The organism is Azospirillum sp. FG154, from assembly GCF_057809575.1.
The window spans coordinates 23,134-31,426 of the sequence record NZ_JBMDKF010000041.1 but is presented as its reverse complement, the minus strand read 5'-3'; the positions used below and the strand labels follow the sequence as shown (position 1 = coordinate 31,426).

The following is an 8,293-nucleotide window of genomic DNA, read 5'->3' as shown; positions in this document are numbered from 1 at the left end:
AGCGTCACCCGTTTGAAACCCAACCGGGAAGAGCCGAAATTCAGGATCAACCCGGCGTTCAGACGGCTGGCGCTTGGGTCAGTGGATCTTTGCCGACAGGGCTTTCCGCATTCATGGCCATCGGTGTCCATCTGTGTTCATCGGTGTCAAAATCTTCCACCACTCCGTGGATGAGCGCAAACAATGGTCCTGCGGCGAGTGCGTCAGCCAATCCACAAAGCTAAAGTGTGAAGGCTTGCGGCGGAAGAGCGGGTAAGACGGGGATTTTTGACACAGATGAACACAGATAAACACCGATGAACGCGGATAAGCGGCGGCTTTTCCGTTACAGCGTCACCCGTTTGAAACCCAACCGGGAAGAGCCGAAATTCAGGATCAACCCGGTGTTCAGGCCACTCGCCCGCAGATAGTTCAAGGTTTGCCCGACATGGGCCGAGACGATGGCGTCCACCGCCTTGATTTCGACGATGAGGCCATCGGCGACAATCATGTCGGCCACATAGCGCCCGACAGAGGCGCCTTTGTAGTCGATCTTGAATTCAACCTCTTCGCGCACCGGCACGCCACGGCTGCGCAGTTCATGCGTCAACGCTTTGCGATACACCGCCTCCAAAAACCCCCGCCCTATGACGTTGGCGACCTCGAACGCGGCGCCAATGACCGCTTGGGTCAGCGGATCTTTGTCAGCAGCGCTTTCCGCATTCACGGTCATTGGTGTTCACCATCGGAACGATCATGGAAACCACCATGCCGCGAGAAAATTCCGAGTGCGACAATATTTTTTTGACACCGATGAACACAGATGGACACCGATGAACATGGATGCGGGAGGCTCTGCTGGTGACGCGCCGCTGATCCAGATCATGTTTGAGGGCTTGCGGAAGCGCTTCTGTTTTGAATAAGCGGCTGTATCAATCATCCTCCATTGCCCCTTACGGCGGCGCAGGCAAGGGGGATAACACCGCCAAACATCACCTGAGTCAGCGGAACACGCCCAACAGAGCCTCCCGCATCCACGTTCATCGGTGTCCATCTGTGTTCATCTGTGTCAAAACCCTTCGCTGCCCCATGGATGAGCGCAGGCAAGGAGCCTGCGCCGACCATCCCACCAGACGAGAAGGACAGGCGCGATGACGGGTAAGGATGCGGTGGTGTTGGTCAGCGGCGGGTTGGATTCCACCACGGTGCTCGCCATCGCCAAGGATCAGGGCTATCGGGTCAACGCGCTGAGCTTCCAATATGGCCAGCGCCACGCGGTGGAGTTGGAGGCCGCCAAGCGGGTGGTCGCGTCCATGGAGGTGGAGCGGCACGTCATCGCCGCGATCGATCTGCGCGCCTTTGGCGGATCGGCGCTGACCGCCGCCATCGACGTGCCCAAGCATGACAGCGCCAGCGATCTCGACAGCGGGATCCCCGTCACCTATGTGCCCGCGCGCAACACGGTGTTTTTGTCCTTCGCGCTGGCTTGGGCGGAAACGCTGGGGGCGTCGGATCTGTTCATCGGCGTCAACGCGCTGGATTATTCGGGCTACCCCGATTGCCGCCCGGAATACATCGCAGCCTTCGAGACTCTGGCCAACCTCGCCACCAAGGCGGGGGTGGAGGGGCGAAGCCGCTTCAAAATTCACGCGCCGCTGATGACGCTCGACAAGGCCGCCATCGTCCGGCGCGGGCTGGAACTGGGGGTCGATTACAGCCTCACCCATTCCTGCTACGACCCGACCCCGACGGGGGAATCCTGCGGGGCCTGCGACAGTTGCCTGTTGCGGCTGAAGGGCTTCGCCGAGGCCGGTTTGACCGACCCCATCGCCTATGCCGGAAGATAATCACCCAACCGGGAACAGCCCCTTGGGCCGCACCGCCAGCACCAGCGCCATCAGGATGTAGATCGCCATCGACGCGGCGGCGGCCCCCGCCGCGTTGGCGCTGGCCGCGTCCATCACCAGCCGGAAGCTGGCGGGCAGCAGCGCCCGCCCCAGCGTGTCCACCACCCCGACCAGCAGGGCGCCGGCGAAGGCCCCCCGGATGGAGCCGATGCCGCCGATGACGATGACGACGAAGGTCAAAATCAGGATCTGCTCGCCCATGCCGACCTGAACCGCCAGCACCGGCCCGGCCATCGCCCCGGCCAACCCGGCCAGCCCGCAGCCCAGCGCGAAGACCAGCCCGAACAACAGCCGGACATCGACGCCCAGCGCCATCACCATTTCGCGGTTGGTCGCCCCGGCGCGGATCAACATGCCGATCCGCGTCCGCGCGATCAACAGCCAAAGCCCGACCGCCACCGCCAGCCCGGTTCCCAAAATCGCCAACCGGAAAGCCGGGTAGGTCAGCCCCCACAGAGTGACGGTTCCGGCCAGCGCGGCGGGCGGGTTGAGGAAGATCGGCGCCGGGCCGAACAGGATGCGGATCAACTCGTTGAAGAACAGGATCAGGCCAAAGGTCGCCAGCACTTGGTCCAAATGGTCGCGGCGGTAGAGCGTGCGCAGCGCCACCGCCTCCACCACCAGCCCCAGCAGCGCGGTCAGCAGAACCGCCACGGCCAGCGCGGGCAGAAACCCGCCCAGCACCGGAACCAGCGCCGCCGTCAGATAGGCCCCGACCATGTAAAAGGAGCCATGGGCCAGATTGATGAGGTCCATGATGCCGAAGACGAGCGTCAACCCGGCGGCCATCAGGAACAGCATCACCCCCAATTGCAGCCCGTTCAGCCCCTGTTCGGCCAGCAGCAGGACATCCATCGGCGCGGCGCCTCTTCTCGCTCAGACCCAAAGGGTCACTTCATCGGGCAATCTTTGGCGTAGACGTCGCCATGGTCGGTGAAAACCGTGCCGATGACGCGGTTGGTCAGCATCCCCGATTCCTCGCGCACCACCTCGCGCTGGTAATAATTCTGGATCGGGTAATGGTTGCTGTTGAAGCGGAAGGCGCCGCGCACCGACTCGAACGGCGCGGCGCGCAGGGCCGCGCGCAGCTTGTCCTTGTCGGCCAGATCGCCGCCGACCGCCGCCACCGCGCCGCCGATCAAGCGGGCCGAATCATAGCTTTGGGCCGCGTAATAGGACGGGATGCGCCCGAATTTGGCGCGGAAGCTGGCGACGAAGGCGCGGTTGGCGGCGTTGTCGAGATCCGGCGACCATTGCAGCGGCGCCTTGATCCCCAGCGCGGCGTCGCCAATCGCGGGCAGAATGTCCTGGTCGAAGCTGAAACCGGGGCCGGTCAGCGGAATTTGCCCCAACAACCCGGCCTGGTCATACTGCTTCAGGAAATTGATGCCCATGCCGCCGGGGTAGAAGATGAACACGCCGTCCGGCTTGGCCGCCTTGATCTGGGCGATCTCCGCCGCGTAGTCGAGCTGGCCGAAGGGCGTGTAGACCTCCCCCGCCATCTCGCCCTTGAAGGCGCGCTTGAAGCCGGTGACGACGTCCTTGCCCGAGGGGTAGTTGGGGGCCAGCGCGTAAACGCGCTTGACGCCTTGCGCCTGGGCCGCCGCGCCCGCCGCCTCGCCGATGCTGTCCACCGGCCAGGACACGTTGAAGAAATACGGGCTGCACTGCGCCCCCGCCAGCGCCGAGGTTCCGGCGTTCGGGCTGATGAGGAAGACGTTCCCCCCCGCCAACGTCGGCATCATCGCCAGCGCCAGATTGGACCAGATGATGCCGGTGACGAAGGGAACCCGCTCCTTCTCCACCATCCGCGCGGCCAGCGAGACGGCGACGTCGGGCTTTTGCTGGTCGTCGGTCTCGATCACCTGGGTGTCGAGACCGCCAAGCTTGCCGCCCGCCTGTTCGACCGCCAGCGCGAAGCCGTCGCGGATGTCGGCCCCGATCACCGCCCCCGGACCCGACAGGGTGGTGATGAGGCCGATGCGCAGCGGTTCGGCGGCAAGCGCTGGAGCGGCGGAGAGCGCCAGCACGACGGACAACAGCGGAGCTTTGAGGCGGGCACGGATCATGGTGGCGTCACTCGGATGAGGTGAATCGTCGAACATGTCCCTCTCCCGCCCGGCGGGAGAGGGAAGGGACCCATGCGCAGCATGGGAAGGGTGAGGGGTTTGCAAAGAGGATGCGGCTTGATCCTTGGCGAACCCCTCACCCGGCGCTTCGCGCCACCCTCTCCCGCTTGCGGGAGAGGGGAAGACGGGTTCTCCCGCTTGCTGGAGCGGGAAAGACAGGCTCACTTCATCGCGCAATCTTTGGCGTAGGCGTCGGCGTGGTCGGTGAAGACCGTGCCCGCCAGCTTGTTGGTCACGGCCCCGTCGGCGCCCTTGACCACCTCGCGCAGATAGATGTTCTGGATCGGGAACTGGTTGTTGTTCAGGCGGAAGGCGCCGCGCAACCCATCGAATTTCGCGGCCTTCATCGCCGCGCGCAGCTTGTCCTTGTCCTTCAGGTCGCCGTTGACGCCCTTGACCGCCGCGTCGATCAGCAACGCCGCGTCATAGCCCTGGGCGGCGTACATCGACGGCAGCCGGTTGAACTTCGCCTTGAAGTCGGTGACGAATTTGGCGTTGGCCGGGGTCGCCAGATCGGGCGACCATTGCGCCGAATTCTTCGCGCCCAGCGCCGCGTCGCCCACCGCCGCCAGAATGTCCTGGTCAAAGGAGAAACCAGGGCCGAACAGCGGGGCCGCCGTCTTCAACCCGGCCTGCTCATACTGCTTGATGAAGTTGATGCCCATGCCGCCGGGGTAGAAGGCGAACACCGCGTCGGGGGCCGCCGCCTTCACCTGCGCCAGTTCGGCGGCGTAATCGAGTTGGCCGACCTGGGTGTAAACCTCGCCCGCGACCGCGCCCTTGTAATAGCGCTTGAAGCCCGCCAGCGAATCCTTGCCCGCCGGATAGTTCGGGGCCAGCAGATAGACCTTCTTGAAACCGGAATCCTGAACGTGCTTGCCCATCGCTTCGTGGATCGTGTCGTTCTGGTAGGCGACGTTGAAGAAGTAAGGGTTGCACTGGGCGCCCGCCAGTTGCGACGGCCCGGCGTTGGGGCTGACGAACAGGGTTTGCCCGGCGGCCAGCGTCGGCATCATCGCCAGCGCCAGATTGGACCAGACGATTCCGGTGACGACGTTGACCCGCTCGCGCTCCACCATGCGGTTGGCCAGACCGACGGCGACGTCGGGTTTTTGCTGGTCGTCGGCCTCGACGATCTGCGTCTCCTGCCCGCCCAGCTTGCCGCCGAGATGGCCGACCGCCAGCGCGAAGCCGTCGCGGATGTCGACGCCAAGCCCCGCCCCCGGTCCCGACAGGGTGGTTATCATGCCGACCTTGAGCGGATCGGCCAGAACCGGCGCGGCGGCCAACAGAGCGAGCGCGGACGTCGCGACGAAAAGCGAGCGGGTCATGGGCAAGCGAATCATGGCCAAGCGAGTCATGGACGGTCCAGCCTTCCTGTTGGTTTTTTGGTCAGCGCCTAAAGACTCATGCGGCGCGGCTCTGCGAACGTGTGGCGGCTTGGGCGGCCCGCCGGGCGTCGGCCCAGGCGCGCGCGGTGGTCGGACGCCCGTCGGCGTCGATCAGACCACGGGCGAACAGCTCTTCGGCGTGGCGGATGAAGAAGGCGGCGGTGCTGGCCCGCTCCCAATGCTCCATCCAATTCTGCTCCAGGAAGGCGAGGATGCCGGGCTGGCCCAACTCGACCTCCCACAGCACGCCCAGCAGCGAGGTTTGCTGCTCCTCATGCATGCAGTCTTCAAAGCACAGGCGCTTGTCGGCGCGGGCTTCCTTGCGGGCGGTGGTTTCCGGGCCGGGGCCAAGGCCGTAATCGATCAGCGTCCGCCGTTCCGGCGCGGCGCACAGCCAGTGCGTCACCTCATGCACGATCACCGTCGCCTCGACGTCGGTGCGGATGACCTTGCCGTCCCACATGAAGGACCGGCTTGGCGGCTCGTCCAGCGTCTCGATGCCGTGCGCGTGGGCCAGCTTGACCGCTTCGGCCCGATGTTCGGGGGTGTCGACCCCGCCGCCCGGCTCGTCCGCCGGGCGAACCGGCCAGGTGGCGGCGATGCGGCGGAAGGCGGCCAAGGCTTCGGCGTGGCCCTCCAGATGGGCCGCGAACGCCGCAAGCGCCGTCGGCATGTCATCGGGAGCGATGGGGGAAAGGATCATGCCGCTTATGTGCCGAACGACGCCGCGCGGCGCAAGGGGGAATGTCGCCCCAGACACTCCCCCATGCAGCCTCTGGCCAACCTCGTCCCTGATTACGCCGCCCGCATGTCGGTGAGGAAGCGTGAGACGAAGCCGCGCAGATCCTCGGCCTCATGATTCAACCCGTCGGCGGCGGTCAACACCTCGCGGGAGGCTTCGCCGGTCGAGTTCGCCGCTTCCGACACGCCCGCGATGTTGCCGGAGACCTCTTGCGTGCCGCGCGCCGCCTGCTGGATGTTGCGGCTGATGTCCCGCGTCGCCGTTCCCTGCTCCTCGACCGACGCGGCGATGGCGGCGGAAATGTGGTTGATCTCGTCGATCACCCGACCGATGTCGGCGATGGCCGACGCCGCTTCGCGGCTGACCTGCTGGATGCTGGCGATCTGGGCGCCGATGTCCTCGGTCGCCTTGGCGGTCTGATTGGCGAGGTTCTTGACCTCGCTCGCCACCACGGCGAAGCCCTTGCCCGCTTCGCCCGCCCGCGCCGCCTCGATGGTGGCGTTCAGCGCCAGCAGGTTGGTCTGGCTGGCGATGTCGTTGATGAGCTGCACCACCTCGCCGATGCGCTGGGCGGCGTCCACCAGACCGCGCACGGTGGCGTCGGTCTTTTGCGCGGTGGCGACCGCCTGCCCGGCGATCCGCGCGCTGTCGGCGACCTGACGACCGATTTCGGCGATGGAGGAGGACAGCTCCTCCGTCGCGGCGGCCACCGTTTCGACGTTGCCGGTCGCCTCGTGCGAGGCGCTGGCGACGGCGTCGGCCTGCTTGGTCGTCTGTTCGGCGGTGGCCGACATGGTTTGCGCGGTCGCCTGCAACTGGGTCGCCGCCGCCGACACCCGGCCCAGCGCCGACAGAACCAGCCGGTCGAACTCCTGCGTCAGCCGGTCGATGCGCTCGCCGCGCGCCCGGCGGGCCTCATGCTCGGCGTTCTGGGCGGCGGCCATGCGGTCGCTCTCAATCAGGCTGTCCTTGAAGACGGCCAGCGCCTTGGCCATGCCGCCGATCTCGTCGGCGCGCTCCAGCCCGGGAATCGCGACCGAACGGTCGCCCGCCGCCAACCGGGTCATCCGGTCGGTCATCGCCACCACCGGACGCGACAGCCCCCGCCCGATCAGCGCCGCGACCAACAGGCCAAGCGCCACCGCCGCCAGCGACGCCGCGATCATGATCTGGCGGGCGCCGGAAACATAGGCGTCGGCGCTTTCGCCCAGCGCGCGCTGTTCGGCGACGCTGGCCATGGTCAGTTGCTGGGATTCCGCCGCGATGGCGGTCCCAACCGGCAACAAGACCTCGCGCACCAGACGGTCGCGCCCGGTCGTCGCCTCCGCCATCCGGTTGAAGGTGGTGATGTAGACCCGCAGCATGGCGGTGTAGGACATCGCCAGCTTGCGACGATCCAGATCGGTGAGCCGCGCCATCATCGCCCCGCCCCGGCTCGACGCGTCGGTGAATTGCGAACGGGTCTGCGCGGCCAGTTGCGGCGTGCCTTCCACGCTGAAGCGGCTGGCGGTGATGCGGGCGGCCAGCATGTGGCGCAACGCCATGCCCGCCAAGTAGGCGGCGTCGGCGTCCCCGGCGGCGCTGGCGCTGTCCATGATCGAATCCAGGGCGGCTTCCAGACGCGGACCGATTTCGGCCAGATCGGCCGATTCCTTGGCGCGCTCCTCCTGGAACTCCATGACCTTGGTGAAGGCGTCCTGATATTGGGCGATCTCTTCGGCCATGTGATCGACGGTGGCGAGCAGGGCCGGGTCGGTGAACAGGGCGCGGGCCTGGGCGATGGCGGCGGCGGCCTCGCCCGCCTGCTGGCTGACCGCCTGGCCGACCGTCGCGTCGCCGTTCAACAGAAAGGCGGTGGCCTTCAGCCGCATGTTGAGCATCAGGGCTTCGACGCGGCCAAGCGCGTTGGTTTGTTGACCCAGCCGCCCATAGGTTTGCACCGTTCCGCCCGTGTCCGACAGCGCCACCACGCCGATGCCGCCGATCAACACCAGAAACACCAGGATCCCGGCGCTGGCCGCCGTGATTTTGGTCCCGACACTCAAACGATTGAACAGGCTCATGGCGAGAGACCTCCGTCGGCGCAGACGCGATACAGTTGCCGAATGAAACAAGGCAGCCTCTGTTCACCGTTTCATGAAGCGT

7 protein-coding genes are annotated in these 8,293 nt (G+C 66.1%); 1 reads left to right on the top strand and 6 read right to left on the bottom strand.

Annotated features, from left to right (window positions below; genetic code table 11):
• Positions 1 to 325: 325 nt before the first annotated feature.
• On the bottom strand, positions 326 to 712 hold the full coding sequence (locus ACODS4_RS27000; protein ID WP_488868776.1) for a GxxExxY protein: 387 nt from the start codon (positions 710 to 712) through the stop codon (positions 326 to 328).
• 418 nt (positions 713 to 1,130) lie between these two features.
• On the opposite strand from ACODS4_RS27000, the gene queC reads away from it, so the two are divergent.
• The gene (gene queC, locus ACODS4_RS26995; RefSeq protein ID WP_488868774.1) at positions 1,131 to 1,826 is read left to right on the top strand and encodes a 7-cyano-7-deazaguanine synthase QueC; all 696 of its coding nucleotides are present in this window, start codon (positions 1,131 to 1,133) and stop codon (positions 1,824 to 1,826) included.
• Here queC and ACODS4_RS26990 read toward each other — a convergent pair whose 3' ends face one another.
• The 5 genes from ACODS4_RS26990 to ACODS4_RS26970 form a co-directional block, all read right to left on the bottom strand.
• Complete coding sequence (locus ACODS4_RS26990; protein WP_488868772.1) at positions 1,827 to 2,741, bottom strand: branched-chain amino acid ABC transporter permease; 915 nt, start codon at positions 2,739 to 2,741, stop codon at positions 1,827 to 1,829.
• Between the two features lie 35 nt (positions 2,742 to 2,776).
• Positions 2,777 to 3,991, bottom strand: coding sequence for an ABC transporter substrate-binding protein (locus tag ACODS4_RS26985; protein WP_488868770.1), 1,215 nt, complete (start codon positions 3,989 to 3,991; stop codon positions 2,777 to 2,779).
• 185 nt (positions 3,992 to 4,176) lie between these two features.
• Positions 4,177 to 5,346, bottom strand: coding sequence for an ABC transporter substrate-binding protein (locus ACODS4_RS26980; protein WP_488868768.1), 1,170 nt, complete (start codon positions 5,344 to 5,346; stop codon positions 4,177 to 4,179).
• A gap of 76 nt (positions 5,347 to 5,422) precedes the next feature.
• Positions 5,423 to 6,079, bottom strand: a complete 657-nt coding sequence (locus tag ACODS4_RS26975; protein ID WP_488868766.1) for a hypothetical protein — start codon at positions 6,077 to 6,079, stop codon at positions 5,423 to 5,425.
• A 122-nt stretch (positions 6,080 to 6,201) separates the two neighbouring features.
• On the bottom strand, positions 6,202 to 8,211 hold the full coding sequence (locus ACODS4_RS26970; protein ID WP_488868764.1) for a methyl-accepting chemotaxis protein: 2,010 nt from the start codon (positions 8,209 to 8,211) through the stop codon (positions 6,202 to 6,204).
• Positions 8,212 to 8,293 lie beyond the last annotated feature (82 nt).